General features: G+C 51.6%; 12 protein-coding genes and 2 tRNA genes. 8 read left to right on the top strand and 6 right to left on the bottom strand.

Going from position 1 to position 13,885, the window contains the following annotated elements; genetic code table 11:
- Window positions 1-31: 31 nt before the first annotated feature.
- The 5 genes from sctQ to J7439_RS14875 form a co-directional block, all read right to left on the bottom strand.
- Complete coding sequence (gene sctQ / locus J7439_RS14895) at window positions 32-1,003, bottom strand: type III secretion system cytoplasmic ring protein SctQ (protein ID WP_209202776.1); 972 nt, start codon at window positions 1,001-1,003, stop codon at window positions 32-34.
- Between the two features lie 8 nt (window positions 1,004-1,011).
- Window positions 1,012-1,800 (bottom strand): type III secretion HpaP family protein, encoded by a 789-nt coding sequence (locus J7439_RS14890; protein WP_209202775.1) that lies wholly within the window; start codon window positions 1,798-1,800, stop codon window positions 1,012-1,014.
- A gap of 12 nt (window positions 1,801-1,812) precedes the next feature.
- A complete protein-coding gene (sctO, locus tag J7439_RS14885; protein WP_209202774.1) occupies window positions 1,813-2,316 on the bottom strand; it encodes a type III secretion system stalk subunit SctO in 504 nt (167 codons plus the stop codon).
- Between the two features lie 4 nt (window positions 2,317-2,320).
- Window positions 2,321-3,664: a type III secretion system ATPase SctN gene (gene sctN, locus J7439_RS14880; RefSeq protein WP_257296302.1), complete on the bottom strand. Its 1,344-nt coding sequence runs from the start codon at window positions 3,662-3,664 to the stop codon at window positions 2,321-2,323.
- A gap of 315 nt (window positions 3,665-3,979) precedes the next feature.
- Window positions 3,980-4,486, bottom strand: coding sequence for a type III secretion system chaperone (locus J7439_RS14875; protein WP_101748737.1), 507 nt, complete (start codon window positions 4,484-4,486; stop codon window positions 3,980-3,982).
- Between the two features lie 245 nt (window positions 4,487-4,731).
- Here J7439_RS14875 and tadA point away from each other — a divergent pair, with 245 nt between their 5' ends.
- The 5 genes from tadA (at window position 4,732) to J7439_RS14850 (ending at window position 11,428) form a co-directional block, all read left to right on the top strand.
- A complete protein-coding gene (gene tadA, locus J7439_RS14870; RefSeq protein WP_502950424.1) occupies window positions 4,732-5,226 on the top strand; it encodes a tRNA adenosine(34) deaminase TadA in 495 nt (164 codons plus the stop codon).
- 207 nt (window positions 5,227-5,433) lie between these two features.
- Window positions 5,434-9,360, top strand: a complete 3,927-nt coding sequence (purL, locus tag J7439_RS14865; protein ID WP_209202772.1) for a phosphoribosylformylglycinamidine synthase — start codon at window positions 5,434-5,436, stop codon at window positions 9,358-9,360.
- A gap of 42 nt (window positions 9,361-9,402) precedes the next feature.
- Window positions 9,403-9,870 carry an outer membrane lipoprotein gene (locus tag J7439_RS14860; RefSeq protein ID WP_209202771.1) on the top strand — a complete coding sequence of 156 codons (468 nt, stop codon included), beginning with the start codon at window positions 9,403-9,405 and terminating at the stop codon, window positions 9,868-9,870.
- Between the two features lie 73 nt (window positions 9,871-9,943).
- Window positions 9,944-10,252, top strand: a complete 309-nt coding sequence (locus tag J7439_RS14855) for a hypothetical protein (protein WP_209202770.1) — start codon at window positions 9,944-9,946, stop codon at window positions 10,250-10,252.
- A 324-nt stretch (window positions 10,253-10,576) separates the two neighbouring features.
- Complete coding sequence (locus J7439_RS14850) at window positions 10,577-11,428, top strand: sulfurtransferase (RefSeq protein ID WP_209202769.1); 852 nt, start codon at window positions 10,577-10,579, stop codon at window positions 11,426-11,428.
- 11 nt (window positions 11,429-11,439) lie between these two features.
- Here the strand turns inward: J7439_RS14850 and J7439_RS14845 are convergent, their stop codons facing one another.
- Window positions 11,440-11,688: a hypothetical protein gene (locus J7439_RS14845; protein WP_209202768.1), complete on the bottom strand. Its 249-nt coding sequence runs from the start codon at window positions 11,686-11,688 to the stop codon at window positions 11,440-11,442.
- Between the two features lie 361 nt (window positions 11,689-12,049).
- On the opposite strand from J7439_RS14845, the gene J7439_RS14840 reads away from it, so the two are divergent.
- The 3 genes from J7439_RS14840 to J7439_RS14830 all read left to right on the top strand — a co-directional run bounded on the left by J7439_RS14840 (window position 12,050) and on the right by J7439_RS14830 (window position 13,881).
- The gene (locus tag J7439_RS14840) at window positions 12,050-13,414 is read left to right on the top strand and encodes a class II 3-deoxy-7-phosphoheptulonate synthase (protein ID WP_286198365.1); all 1,365 of its coding nucleotides are present in this window, start codon (window positions 12,050-12,052) and stop codon (window positions 13,412-13,414) included.
- 218 nt (window positions 13,415-13,632) lie between these two features.
- Window positions 13,633-13,709 (top strand) — tRNA-Pro (locus tag J7439_RS14835).
- 95 nt (window positions 13,710-13,804) lie between these two features.
- Window positions 13,805-13,881, top strand: a tRNA-Pro gene (locus J7439_RS14830).
- Window positions 13,882-13,885 lie beyond the last annotated feature (4 nt).

Below are 13,885 nucleotides of genomic sequence, written 5' to 3'. Positions count from 1 at the left end.
GAACAAGAGACTTTGTTGTTTAGGTAGTCAGTCAGTCGACAATTCTGGTAATACGTGCACCCAGTCGATTATTTATTTGTACCAGCTGGCACTCGGCAATCAATTTGCCGCCGGCACGAACCTTAACCGGTTGTTCGATGGGACGATCCAGCTCAAACACATGGCCAGGCTGAAGAGACTGGACTTCCTGTGCGGTGAACTGCTGTCGCCCCACTTCGAATACCAGGTCAATCTCAATATCTGACAGGTCGATAGGCTCCTGTTCATGATGCATTTGATCGTCTTCCATTGAGTCCATCCTGTGCTTGATGGTGATGTGAGAACCCTCTGCTTCCCCGATGAAAGCCGTATCCGGGTTAACTCTGATAATCAGCTGCTGTCCGGTGACGTGGTAATTAAAAAATACAATGTCACCGACACCCAGGGCGCTGGTTTCCTCTTTAGACAGTTTTGCCCGTCCAAGTTCAAGACCTGCCCAGATAGGTATATCGGTGGATTGCTCCCGGATATGAGTGGGCAGCAGTTTGAGCAGCTCAAAAACAATGGGCGTGGTTTCCAGGTAAATGGGGTACTGTGTACCGCCTATCCGGATATTCATCGCCAGTTCTGCACGCTTTGATTTATCTTTATTCGGTGCCAGGTCGGTGAACTGGATGGCAATGCCAATCCCCTGCATCAGATGCTCCAGCAGGTTTTGCAGCCTGTTTCCCAGGGCGGCCAGCATCAAGTCTTTTGGCAGTTTCAGCAGTATCTTGCTGTTCAGATTGTCCGGCATGATCAGGTCAATGAAGGCACTGCCGGTGTACAGAGAAACGGGCTGGTGATTGATTTCCAGCTGCATGCAGATAGCAGGCATGGTTTCCGGGGCGATACTGCCCAGGGAAATGTCCCACCTGTCCTCATTAACCGGCAGTGCAAGCTCTGTCTGGCGGTTGCTGAGGATTTGGCCAAGCAGCAGCTGCGACGGTGAGACAGAGGGTAGATCAAGAGTTTCTGCTGCCATGGTTCAACCTATGCCCGGTCGTTTCTGGAAGAGTTCTGGTCGTTATCATCTTCTGCCGCGTACTGGTTACGGGAGCGACCATCACTGTCCTGGTTATCGCCACCTGACATGTTGATATTTACCTGAACCTTGTCGTTGGAAAATCGCTCAGCCAGCATTTTCTGCAGGTTGGCTTCATGCTGGGCCAGAAAATTTCCAGCTTCTGCTGATGTGGTGTTCATGGTGACTGTCAACTCGCCACCGTGTCTCTGGATTCTGATCTCGGTACCCGGCAGCACATTGTCTTTCAGGGATATGCGAACCTCAGCCCCATTCACCGCATCCTTGGCAGAAACCTGTATTTGATCGGCCATCTTCTGAAGTGCCGTATCAACTTCTTTTACGCTACTGGTCTGCTGGATCTCACGAATCTGGGTCTGAAGCTGGGTATCGGCTTTAATCGGGTTCTGGGTGTTATTGACCATGACCTGCTCAGAGGTGTCTTCGCGGGTATTCTTGAACATGTTCTCATTGCTCTTCTCTTCCTGAGAACCTTCGCGAGAACCTTTTTCCTGGCGTCCCCTGATGGCATTCTTAGAACTTTTGTTCCGCTCGGCCAGCAGGCTTTCCAGACTTTCCAGGCTTTGCTCCTTATCGCCACCCGTTTTTTTCTCTTTGCCACGCTTTTCTTTTGCCATGCGATCCGCAAAGTCGTTAGCCTGCTTATCGGATACATTGCGACTTTGCTGGTTAGCATCATTCTGTTGCGGGGGTGGAGTTGGCTGAGTGTTGGTTTGATTCACGCCGTGCGTTGACATGATGATTAACTCCTATTCCTTGGATTTAACGGTAAATTCTTCCATTTCCAGATCTTCAAGACGTTTGGCCTCTTTCTCAGCCTCTTCATCCTGAACCTTGCAGAACTCCTCAAACTTCTCCACAGCCATCTTGGCTTTAAAGTGAGCCTGTCTCGCTTCTTCCAGGATCTGCTCCGCTTTGACTACCTGTTGTTGTGCTTCTACCACCCGTTGTTCTGCATCGGCAATGGCCTGTTCCAGAGAGGCATCTTTCTCCCGTAACATGGCAACTTTCTGCTTCAGCAGATCCAGATCATGCTGCTGAACACTGGTGTTCATAATATTATCGTATAGCCGCTGTTCTTCTTGACTGCGCCATACAATATACTCTTCCAGATCCTTTTGACGTTGTGCCACTTCCTGCTTGCGTTGTTCGACCTCCTGATGGGCAAGATCCAGCTCATGCTGACAGCGCTTCACCTCCCGTTCAGCCGATTCCTCCCGTATATTTTTAACCTTCAGCAGATCATGCAGCATCTTCTCAGTAACCTACGATTTGCTGTAATTGGGCAATTGTCTGGTCAAGGGGCATCAGTTCATCCGTTCTCTGCTTGAGAAAGGAGCGGATGGTTTCAATTTTCTGAATTGCCTCGTCGGCCAGTGGGTCAGCACCCTGTTTGTATTCCCCGACTTTTACCAGTAACTCAATATCTTCATATTTGGACATCAGGGCTCTTGCCCGACTGACCGCCGCCCGGTGGTCTTCGGTAGTAATGGCATTCATGACACGGCTGGCACTGGCCAGCACATCAATCGCCGGGTAGTGCCCGGATGCGGCCAGCTTTCGGGAGAGAATAATATGACCATCAAGAATCGAGCGGGTTTCATCCGCTACCGGCTCTGTCATGTCATCCCCTTCAACCAGCACGGTATAGAGTGCCGTAATAGAGCCTACATCTGACATCCCGGTACGTTCCATCAGCTTGGGGAGGGTGGCAAATACCGAAGGCGGGAAACCCCGGCGGGTCGGTGGTTCTCCGGCGGCCAGTCCGATTTCACGCTGGGCACGGGCAAAACGGGTGACAGAGTCCATGAGCAGTAGAACCCGTTTGCCTTTATCACGAAAAAACTCAGCAACGGCTGTTGCGGTGTACGCGGCTTTGGAACGCTCCATGGAGGATTTGTCGGAGGTTGCCACAATAATAACCGATTTCTTAACTCCCTCCGGGCCAAGGTCGTGCTCGATAAACTCCCGCAGCTCCCGTCCCCGTTCACCGATCAGGGCCAGCACGGTAACATCCACTTCCGCTCCCTTAACCAGCATGGACAACAGGGTACTCTTACCACCACCGGCCGCTGCAAAGATACCCATTCTCTGCCCTTCACCACAGGTTAGAACGCCATCAATGGCTTTAACGCCCAGGGGAATGGGGTGGTCAATAATTCTTCGGGTCATAGGGTCGGGGGCATCGGTATATACCGGGTAATGAGCTTCAGGCTCAATACCATTAAATGCGTCAGGGTTTAATGGGTTGCCCATACCGTCCAGCACATGCCCTAGCAGGTGAGGGCCAACAGCTACATGATGTACTTTGCCGGTTGGAATAACTTCAGTGGTGGAGGAGATCCCCATAATTTCACCCAGGGGGGATAGCACTGTCTCATGTCCCTGGAAACCGACCACTTCAGCGTATGAATTCCGGTCACTGTCATCAGGGTTATTGGGGGATACCAGCTCGCAGAGCTCACCGATTTTGACACCAGGTACCGCCGCTTTGATGATCATGCCCTGAACTTCAGTAACACGGCCACGGATATCAATCAGCCTGCCGCTTTCCACGGTACTTTGCAGTGCATTGGTGAGATAGTTAAAAGTTTGAGCCAACTTGATGCCTCCATTATTTTTCTTGCTATGGATATGCTGCTGTCGAGATCCTTCTACTCTCCATATCCAGAAATGCAGCATTACCTGCCCTGACAGCATGGAGTTATTATCCAGACGCGGCAGAGTATAGTTGCTCTACTCAATACGTGGCTGAAAAACTGGATAAAGGATTCCCGAATCCATTACAGGCTGCTATTTCTCTTTTCGGCCTGATGATTTCGAGCTGAAATGGTGTTGGTAAAATAAATGCAGATAGGGGACGTAAAATAAAAGAAGGGCTGTGAAAGCCCTTCATGGTATTGAGTATTTTGGGAGTTACACCATCATTCCCATATCGCCCGGGCCTCCGGGTGCCCCTCCGGGACCGCTTTGGGGACGGGGAGGTGTGGATGTTGAAGAAGTCTGGTCCTGCTTGGACTCATCCAGCTCACTGACACACCATTCCAGAGTGTTGACGAACTTTTCCAGGGTGGACTCAAATAAGCCGTAATCGCAGGAAGCCTGCAGGGAGCGAATCAGCAGTACTTCAGTTTTGTCATGGTTCAAAGCCAGAAAGGCACCCTGCATGCTATGGTGCTGGAGGTTCAGTGAACACATTTTTTCCAGCAGTGTGGTTTTCTCCGGACTGTCATGGGTAATCATGGGTCTGACAGAAGCAACAAATACCAGTGCCTCATCATCTTCCAGATACTCCATGTTCACAATCAGGGTATCGTCAAAACACAACCCGCAGGCATCGTGTTCGTTTAATTTGAGTTCTCCCAGGCCGATGCTCTGGGCAAAGTGTTGTAGATGCTGTTCTACATTCTGCTTGAAAGACATCAGGCCCTTCCCTCCAGTGATTTATTTTTCATAATTGAACAATTTATTTTTGATAGGCTATTTATAGCTTAGACACTATATATAGCTCAGACATTCGCCATGGGAAAAAATTCCATAGATTTAATCGGCGGATTATCACATTTCATAAAAAGCTGAAATAAATTCGCAAATCAGGGGATGAAAAGCCTGCCGTTTTACTTCATGATGCCAAATCACTCAAGATTGTCAGGTTTGGTAGATAGTTTGTGATTGATGACACCATTTGGATGAAAGAAGCCCTGCTGGAAGCTGATAAAGGCCGTACCCTGGGCGAGGTTCCCGTCGGTGCTGTCGTAGTTAAGGAGGGTCAGATTATCGCCCGGGCGTGTAATCAACCTATTTCATCCTGTAATCCCATTGCTCATGCTGAAATTCTGGTACTTCAGTCAGCGGCTGCAGCCATTGGCAACTACCGTCTGATGGATTGTGACCTCTATGTTACGCTGGAGCCCTGTACCATGTGTGCGGGTGCTATTGTCCACAGTCGGATTCGTCGCCTGATCTACGGCGCAACAGAACCCAAGGCCGGAGCCATTGTCAGTGCCGCAAGGGTTCTTGAGCAGCCTCAGATGAACCACCGGGTAGAGGTTACCGGAGGTGTCCTTCAGGATGAATGCAGTTCGATGATCAGCGAGTTTTTTCGTTTTCGCCGTCAGCAGATTCGTGAACAGCGAGGAAAGCTGCCTTTTGTTGATAAATAGCCGGTGACTGCTGGTTTCCGAAGGCCGGTTTCGATTATTATAGGCAGCTTTTGATCATCCCCCTGTGTTGAGAGGCTATAGCATAAGGACTGGCTTGTAATCCAATCAGGAAGTAGTCACTCATGCGGGCTTCCTGATGTTTATTATTAGCTCATCCGGGCTGTAGCTCCTCACTAGCTGTTAATTGGCCCGAGGACAGACCAGAACATGCTGATACTGCGTGGCACCCCTGCACTTTCCCAGTTCCGCCGTCAAAAGCTGCTTGCTCAGCTGCAGAGCCAAGTGCCAGAGATCTCCTGTGTTGTTGCTGAATTCCAGCATTATGTGAAAATCCAGTCGTCCTGTGCGGAAGGTCTGAGTGAGAGGCAGTCTGATATTCTGGCCAGACTGTTGACTTACGGCCCAAAGATTCAACAGATAGAGCCTGACAGCTTTTCTTCCAGGGCAGAATTTCTGGTGGTTCCCCGTCCGGGTACGATTTCCCCCTGGTCCAGTAAAGCATCCGATATTGCTCACAATTGTGGCCTCGGTATGATCCAGCGAATCGAGCGAGGTGTTCGGTTTGTGGTGTTTGCGGATGCCCGTTTATCGGGGGATCAGGAAACCCGGATTGCAGATTTGCTCCATGACCGGATGACCCAGGCCGTCTTCCGTGATGAGGGTGAAATTACCAAGCTGTTTGCTGTGTCCGAGCCAGCTCCAATGACCACTGTGTCCGTTCTGGAAGGCGGCAAAGAGGCACTGGCTGCGGCTAATCTTTCCCTGGGCCTGGCACTGGCTGAGGATGAAATCGACTATCTGGTAGAGAGCTATCAAAAACTCCAGCGGGATCCTACGGATGTTGAGTTGATGATGTTTGCCCAGGCGAACTCGGAACACTGTCGGCATAAAATTTTTAATGCCTCCTGGAGTATTGATGGGGAAGCTCAGGATCTTTCCCTGTTCAAGATGATCCGAAACACTCACGCCTTGCACAGTGAAGGGGTGCTGTCAGCTTATAAAGATAACGCCTCGGTCATTGAAGGTTTCCAGGCAAAGCGTTTTTACCCGGAACCTGACAGCCGTGAATATGGTTTTAATGAGGAAGATATTCATATCCTCATGAAGGTAGAAACCCACAACCACCCGACGGCCATCGCGCCATGGGCGGGTGCCGCCACCGGTTCCGGTGGTGAAATTCGCGATGAAGGTGCCACCGGCAAGGGATCCAGGCCCAAGGCCGGGCTGACCGGGTTTACCGTATCTAACCTGAAAATTCCCGGCTACGAACAGCCCTGGGAACAGGATTATGGCAAGCCAGACCGCATTGTCTCGCCGCTGGAAATCATGATCGATGGCCCATTGGGCGGTGCCGGTTTTAATAATGAGTTTGGTCGTCCAAACCTGTGTGGCTATTTCCGTACCTTTGAGGCCAGTGTCAAAGGCGTTGCAGGCTATGAGGTTCGTGGCTATCACAAGCCCATTATGCTGGCCGGTGGTCTTGGCAATATCAAAGCTGAGCACGTTGAAAAAGGGGAGATCCCGGTGGGTGCCAGGCTGATTGTCCTGGGCGGTCCCGCCATGCAGATTGGCCTGGGCGGCGGCGCGGCCTCGTCCATGACCTCCGGTGAAGGTCAGGAAGATCTGGACTTTGCCAGTGTACAGCGAGACAACCCGGAAATGGAGCGCCGTTGCCAGGAGGTAATCGACCGTTGCTGGCAGCAGGGGGACAGGAACCCCATCGCATTCATTCACGATGTGGGAGCCGGTGGACTATCCAACGCACTGCCTGAACTGGTCAGTGATGGTGGCCGCGGCGGTCACTTTCAGTTGCGTGCCATTCATAATGATGAACCGGGCATGTCGCCGCTGGCGCTCTGGTGTAATGAGTCCCAGGAACGCTATGTGATGGCGGTGGCGGCAGAAGACCTTCCCCGCTTCGAAGAAATCTGTCAGCAGGAACGCTGTCCTTATGCCGTGGTGGGTGAAGCGACCCAAGAGCAACGGCTGCTGCTGGATGACAGCCACTTCAATAATCACCCGGTGGATATGCCGCTGGATGTGCTGCTGGGTAAACCACCCAGGATGCACCGTGAGATTCAACGTCAGTCGTTCGAGCGTGATCCCCTGGACCTGAGCGACATCAAGCTGCTGGAAGCGATGGAGCGGGTATTAAAACTGCCATCGGTGGCCAGCAAGAACTTCCTGATCACCATTGGCGACCGAACCATTACCGGCCTGGTTAATCGTGACCAGATGGTGGGCCCCTGGCAGGTACCTGTGGCTGACTGCGCGGTGACCGCAACGGCTTTTCAGGGCTATACCGGCGAAGCCATGTCCATGGGGGAGCGTACACCGCTTGCCCTGATCAATGCCCCTGCTTCCGGTCGAATGGCGATTGGTGAGGCGATCACTAATATTGCTGCGGCCCGTATTGGTAAAATCGGCGATATCAAACTGTCGGCCAACTGGATGGCAGCAGCAGGTCATCCCGGTGAAGATGAAAACCTGTTTGATACGGTTAAAGCCGTGGGTATGGAGCTTTGCCCGGCACTGGGTATTGCTATTCCGGTGGGTAAAGACTCCATGTCCATGAACACCCAATGGCAGGAAAATGGTGAAGATAAGCGTGTTACTTCACCACTGTCGCTAATTATCTCGGCATTCGCCCCGGTCCGGGATATTCGCAAGACGGTGACGCCCCAACTGAGGACGGATCAGGGTAATACTGATCTGCTGTTGATTGACCTTGGCCGTGACCATAACCGACTGGGTGGTTCAGCACTGGCCCAGGTGTATGGTCAGGTAGGCGACTCGGCACCGGACGTTAACTCTCCGGAAGACCTGAAAGGATTTTTTAATGCCATTCAGGAACTGATGGATAGGGATCTGCTGCTGGCCTACCACGACCGCTCCGACGGTGGCCTGTTTGCCACCCTGATTGAGATGGCTTTTGCTGGCCATACCGGTATTGCTGTTGATCTGGATAAGTTGGCTGGCAACAAGTCCATGGTTCTGCCAGCTCTGTTTAATGAAGAGCTGGGTGCCGTTATCCAGGTGCGTCACCGTGAGAAAGGTCTTGTTAAGGATATCCTGGCTCAGCATGGTCTTGCTGCCTGTTCTCACACCATTGGTACCCTGGCTGCTGGCCAGCGGGTATCGTTCCGGTTCAATGGTTCCGAGCTGGTCAGTGAAAGCCGGATCAAGTTCCAGCGCTGGTGGGCAGAAACCAGCTATCGCATTCAGGCGCTGCGGGACAACGCAGAGTGTGCACGACAGGAGTTTGATAACCTGCTGGACGATCATGATGATGGGCTTCATGCCTCTCTACCTTACGATATCTCCCTGGATGTGGCGGCACCTTATATCAACACCGGTGTTCGTCCAGCCATGGCCATTTTGCGGGAGCAGGGCGTCAATGGTCAGATAGAAATGGCCGCAGCCTTTGACCGTGCCGGTTTCAAAACGGTTGATGTGCACATGAGTGATATCCTGTCCGGTCGACGCACTCTGGATGAATTTAAAGGTCTGGTGGCCTGTGGTGGCTTCTCTTATGGGGATGTTCTGGGGGCTGGAGAAGGCTGGGCCAAGTCGATTCTCTTTAATGAACTGGCCCGTGATCAGTTTGCCCGCTTCTTCGATCGTCGCGACAGTTTTGCCCTGGGTGTATGCAACGGCTGTCAGATGCTCTCCAATCTGCATGACCTGATTCCCGGTGCTGACTACTGGCCTCACTTTGTCCGCAACCAGTCTGAGCAGTTTGAGGCCCGGGTGGCGATGGTTGAGGTTCAGAAGAGCCATTCAATCTTCTTCCGGGGGATGGAGGGTGCCCGTATGCCAATTGCTGTCGCTCATGGGGAAGGGCATGCCGAGTTTGCCGATCCGTCTCACCTGGAGCGGCTGGCGAACAGTGGTCAGGTGTCTTTGCAGTTTGTGGATAACCAGGGCAGGCCCACCACACGTTATCCGTACAACCCCAACGGCTCGGTGCAGGGAATTACTGGCCTGACTTCCGCCGATGGCCGGGTAACTATTATGATGCCCCACCCTGAGCGGGTATTCCGTACGGTTCAAAACAGCTGGCATCCGGAACACTGGGGTGAAGATGCTCCGTTGATGAGAATGTTCCGGAACGCGAGAGTCTGGGTTGGTTAACAGGAAAGCTCTTTCCTGTTAACCCAAAAAGGAGTTAAAGACATGAATTTGAGACGCTATTGGGCCATATTGCCCATCACTTTTGCTCTGTTGTCAGGGTGTATGACGGACAGCACAGGGACAACCTATTCAAGCAGTGAGGCCCGGCGAATTCAGCAGGTCAGTTTTGGCACTATTTCCGAGCTGCAATATGTAAAACTGGAAGGCACAGAAGGTGCTGTGGGTACTGTGGCCGGTGCAGCCATTGGTGGTATTGCAGGATCCGGTGTTGGTGGTGGCAGAGGCAGTGATATTGCGGCTATCCTGGGCGGAGTTGCCGGTGGTGTGCTGGGGAGCAGGGCTGAAAAGCAGCTGACCACACAGCAGGGCATTGAAATGACCATTCGGCTTGATGGCGGTAAATATATTTCAGTGGTTCAGGCCGTCAACCCAAAAGCGCCTTTGCAGGTGGGTGATGCGGTAAAGGTTTTAACGCAGGGTAACACGACTCGGGTTGTTCGAACGCGATAGTTTGGTGGAGCGGGGGCTCGTCTCCGCTCTTGAATAAGTTTTGGAAGCTTTCCGGCTATGGGTGAGGATGGGCATGAGTAACAAGACAATTGCAATAGTGCTGGCGGCTCTTCTGGCTCTGGGTGTGACTGGCTGGTTTTTGCTGGCTAAAAAGGATGAGCCTGAACCATTGCCCGTAACGGAAGTCATTCCGATACAGCAGGAGGTCATAGACACGCCGGTGGAAGAGCCTGCTTACTCTTCAGGCATGGAATTTGACGAGTCTTCCGAAGAAACCCGAATCATTCTGGAAACGCCGGATAACGGAGAGTTGAGCAACCTGCTTTTGGAAAAAGTACTTCGTGACGACAAGGTAGTGGACAAGCCTGCAACCGGGAAATGATGAAAGTGTGAGACATATCTCACGTTTTTTCGCGTAATCACTGCTATTGCCATCACGAGTGTATTGATAACGTAAACCTTGCATGGATGCACTTGTCACACGGATGTGACCCCGCCAGCTCTGCTGGTGGGTTTTATTTCTCTTCTTAACTTTCCTTTTCTCCGAACTATTCCTCCCTTTGAAGCACAGTTATCAGGACTGGTTGCAAAGCCATTATCATTTTTTTACTGTGTGACAAGAAAAGTAAACCTTCATAAATGTTTCATAGTGGTGTGTTAGCTGCACTGGGTTCCGCTTGGTTAGCAGCCAGACAGAGGTAAGTAGATGCCTTTATTAATAGAGCCGGAGATGCTGGCTACCCTGTTGAACGATCAGCACCTGGTGGTTCTGGATGCTCGATTCAGTCTCGCCGATCCGAAACAGGGGCTGGCTATGTATCACCAGGGACATATTCCGGGAGGGCTCCATGCTGATCTTGAAGCAGATCTCTCCGGTTTGATTATTCCCGGTAAAACCGGCAGGCATCCACTGCCCGAGTCGGCAGACTGGCAGGCAACACTCCGTCGTTGGGGAATTGATAAGCACTCTCAGGTCGTTGTCTATGATGATGGCGGTCATGCCATGGCCGCAAGGGCCTGGTGGCTGTTACGCTGGGCGGGAATCTCTCAGGCTATGATTCTGCATGGTGGCATGAAAGCCTGGCAGGCGGGCCGTTATCCTGTGACCAACGATGTGTCTGGGGTGGCAGAAAGTCAGGCTGATTTTACCATGGGACATATGCCAACGGTTTCAGCGCAGGATCTGATGGCGCAGATAGAAACTGAAGGAAATAGCCTCAGGTATAAACTGATTGATGCCAGGGCTTATGAACGATTCTGTGGAGAAGAAGAAACTCTGGACTCGCAGGCTGGGCACATTCCCGGGGCGGTATGCCATCCATTCGCCAAAAACCTGGATGAAGATGGCCGCTTTCTTTCAGCGGATCACTTGCGGGAACTATTTACTGCACTGGTTAGCGACGACTCCCGGCCTGTCTTCTACTGTGGTTCCGGTGTTACCGCCTGTCACAATATTTTTGCCATGGAGCTTGCGGGCTTGCCAGGTGCCACACTGTACCCCGGCTCATGGAGCGAATGGATAACAGACCCCCGGCATCCTGTCGCCAGAGGTCAATAGCTTAGTGTCATTCAGGGCAACCCACGGGATTTTATCGGGCTCAGCTCACGGATGTGTTTCTGCTGAGCCAGCCTGCCAACAATCTGATGCTGACTGGTAAAACCGGAAACGCACATCTTGATTTCATACTGATCTTTTTTGCTGTTCAGCTCAGCAACAAAACTTTTCAGGTGTAACCCATTCTCGCTGCTGCACTGGAGAATTTGTTCAAGGCTGCCGGGATCACTGGTGGTGATCAGTCGAAGGTTCAACTCGTTCACGCTGTCATTTCCTGTCAGTGGCAAATGGTCATAAAAAAGCCCCCGGACCGGTTAGGGTGCGGGGGCTCGTTTCTGCTTTTCAGCTATCCACGATAACCCCCCCGGAGCATCATAATGGTGCCGGGTTTCATGTTAATCATGGCAAGCAGTGAAGAATTCATAGTGATAAGTATGTATACGTATTATTGTTCGGTCAGAACTTGTAACAAACCAGATAGGGTCTGTAAAGTCTTAAATTCGGCTAATCAGCGATAATTCTTGATATATCTTCCATAATTATTCATGAGAAAACCTCTCAGCCTTGATGATGTATTCAGGTAGAATAACTGTTTTTAGCGAGTGTGAAAGAGCTGGTGACTTAATGAATTCATGGACTGTTGATAGCTGGAGACATATGCCGTTGCTCCAGCTGCCGGAATATCCCGACCAGGAAAAATTGAGCCGGGTTGAACAGGAACTTGCTGTCATGCCACCGCTGGTTTTTGCTGGTGAAGTGAATGAATTGAGAAACCGGCTGGCAGAAGCGACCGAAGGTAAAGCATTTCTGCTGCAGGGGGGGGACTGTGCAGAAAGCTTCCTGGAATTCTCGGCCAATAACATCCGCGACACGTTTAAAGTCATGATGCAGATGGCGGTAGTGCTCACCTTTGGGGCTGCCTGCCCGGTGATCAAAGTAGGGCGTTTGGCCGGCCAATTTGCCAAGCCAAGAACTTCTGGCACTGAAACCATCAATGGTGTTGAATTGCCGATCTATCGCGGTGATATCATTAACGGCACCGAGTTTACCCCGGCGGCTCGTAATCCGGACCCCCAGAGAATGCTGCAGGCCTATCACCAGGCGGCTGCCACCCTGAACCTGCTGCGAGCTTTTGCCCAGGGTGGCCTGGCCTCTCTGGAACAGGTGCATGCCTGGAATCTGGACTTTGTTGCAAACAGCCCACAGACCGATCAATACCGCAACATGGCTGACCGAATTGATGAATCGCTGGATTTTATGAGAGCCTGCGGCATTTCAGCAGAGCATTCATCCACCATCCGTGAAACCGCATTTTATACCTCCCATGAGTCGTTGTTGCTGCCTTACGAGCAGGCGCTGACCCGCCGTGATAGCCTGTCCGGTAACTGGTATGACTGCTCAGCCCATATGCTCTGGGTGGGTGACCGAACCCGTCAGGTCGATGGTGGTCATGTTGAGTTTGTCCGTGGTATTCAAAACCCGATTGGCTTGAAAGCAGGCCCAACCCTGCCACCGGATGACCTGATTCGACTGATTGACCGGATCAACCCGGAGAATATTCCCGGCAAATTGAACATCATTGTCCGCATGGGGGCTGACAACCTGGAGAAAGGCTTGCCGCCATTGCTGAAAGCTGTTCAGCGTGAAGGGCGCAATGTGCTCTGGAGCTGTGATCCAATGCACGGGAATACCTACAAGGCCAGCAATGGTTATAAAACCCGTGAAGTGTCGAAAATTCTCTCAGAAGTTGAGCAGTTCTTCGCGGCTCATCGCGCCGAGGGAACCTATGCCGGTGGCGTTCACTTTGAAATGACCGGCCAGAATGTGACAGAGTGCGTGGGCGGTGCCAATGCCGTGACGGAAGATCATCTGGGCAATCGTTATCATACCCACTGTGATCCTCGCCTGAATGCCGATCAGGCGCTGGAACTGGCATTCCTCATAGCTGATACCTTGAAAAAGTGCCGTAAATTGAGAGATAGTGCATAGCTGAGGCTCAATCATGAAAGACCGCTTGACATCATCCAGGGTGATATTACGACATTAACTGTGGATGCCAGTGTTAATGCGGCCAACATAGATTCTGATTAACCAGCCCAAGGCAGATTGGTATCAACAGCTTTTAGCCAGCAAGTTTAAAAAATAGACATGGTTTACTGATAGCTGTTGACTTATCGTTCAAAAACAATATGATAGGGTTCATCTAACGGGGTATAGCGCAGTCTGGTAGCGCGCCTGCTTTGGGAGCAGGATGTCGGGAGTTCGAATCTCTCTACCCCGACCATTTTCCTTTCTTTGCTTCTCTTCTTAAAAGCTTTACTCAATTCTTCTCTGCTGCCATTGACAGTTTCGTCTGCATGTCTAGAATAGCTCTGGCTTCGGCGTGTAGCGCAGCCTGGTAGCGCATTTCGTTCGGGACGAAAGGGTCGGAGGTTCGAATCCTCTCACGCCGACCAGGGA

This window comes from Salinisphaera sp. G21_0 (assembly GCF_017744115.1).
In the GTDB taxonomy this organism is placed as follows: domain Bacteria; phylum Pseudomonadota; class Gammaproteobacteria; order Pseudomonadales; family Endozoicomonadaceae; genus Endozoicomonas.
Note: the sequence above shows the minus strand (reverse complement) of the source record. Positions and strands in the feature narration are given on the sequence as shown.